The following is a 1,195-nucleotide window of genomic DNA, read 5'->3' on the forward strand; positions in this document are numbered from 1 at the left end:
TGGATGTATTCGTTCGAATCGGTGAGGGGGTGCTGATCGAAGCCGCCGACAAGGATTGTCTTGACGGTCCGATAGAAGGGACTGGCGTGTGCGAGTGCGCGAGCGCACGCTGCTTCCAGGCGCGAAGCGCCGTAGGGCTTCTGCAACCGCATGACGCCCTGCGCCGCGCGCAAGCGCTCGAGAATGTGATCGGCCAGTAGCAGCTCGATGAGCTCGGCACAAGCGGGCCCTACGCGCGTAGCTTGTTCGAGACACCACTGCCGATCGTGAGCGAGAAACGCGCGCGCCTCGGGCGGCAGGTGGTCGCGCACGGTGAGCCGGTCGCCGGGGCGGCGGCCGCGTATGTGCGAAGCGACCAGTCGGTAATCGTCGTAGATGCAGACCGAAGCATCGGTCGCGCGCAGCCACAACCGCTTGCCGACCAACGAGAACGGCACGGAATACAGCACGCGCTGATGGGCGACATGACAGTCTCGATGAACCGAGACCTTGTGCCAGGTGCCCAGATCGGGCGCGACGGCTGGCAGCTCGCGCATGAGAGGCCGTTCGATCTCGAACAACTCGAGCGGTACTTTGCGCGTCGTACCGTGGATTCGGCGCCCCGCTTCGTGCATGACCCAGTGACGGGCCTGCTCGTTTAGATCCGTGAAGTCGCGGAACTGGCGCAGCGGCAAGAAGTTGCCCTTCACGTATTTGACGCCGGCCTCCACGATGCCTTTCTTGGGCGGGTCCGCCGGCGGGCAGGGATCGATCCGAAAACCGTATCCTTCGGCGCATTCCGCGTAGGCGCGCTGCACGACAGGGTCGTAAGTGCAGGCGCGCGTGATCGCGCACTTGGGGTTGTCGATGATCACGCGCGTGGGCACGGCGCCGAACCATTCGAAGGCGCGACGGTGGCATCCGAGCCAGGTTGCGACAGTCTGGTCCCAGACGAACTCGACGTACTGATGTCGCGAGAAGGCAAGCGTCATCACGAACGCCCAGGTGCGCCTGAACACGCCGTCGGCGTCAGGCAGCATCGGGCCGGCACCGAAATCCACCTGCGCGGCCTCACCGGGCGCAAAACTCAGCGGCACGGTGGCCTCGGGCGGGCGGCCCGCGTTGATCGAAACGATCATGCGATAAACCGACGAATAGCTGCCGGTGTAGCCGTGCTCACGCCGCAACGCGGCCAGAATCGCGGTGCCGGGCACTT

1 protein-coding gene is annotated in these 1,195 nt (G+C 65.1%); it reads right to left on the minus strand.

The window, feature by feature from the left end; all coding sequences use genetic code 11:
- A partial coding sequence (istA, locus tag GWC77_RS27870; RefSeq protein ID WP_173262737.1) for an IS21 family transposase occupies window positions 1–1,195 on the minus strand: 1,195 nt, incomplete at both ends.

The sequence above is a fragment of the Paraburkholderia sp. NMBU_R16 genome (genome assembly GCF_013282575.1).
Classification (GTDB): domain Bacteria; phylum Pseudomonadota; class Gammaproteobacteria; order Burkholderiales; family Burkholderiaceae; genus Trinickia.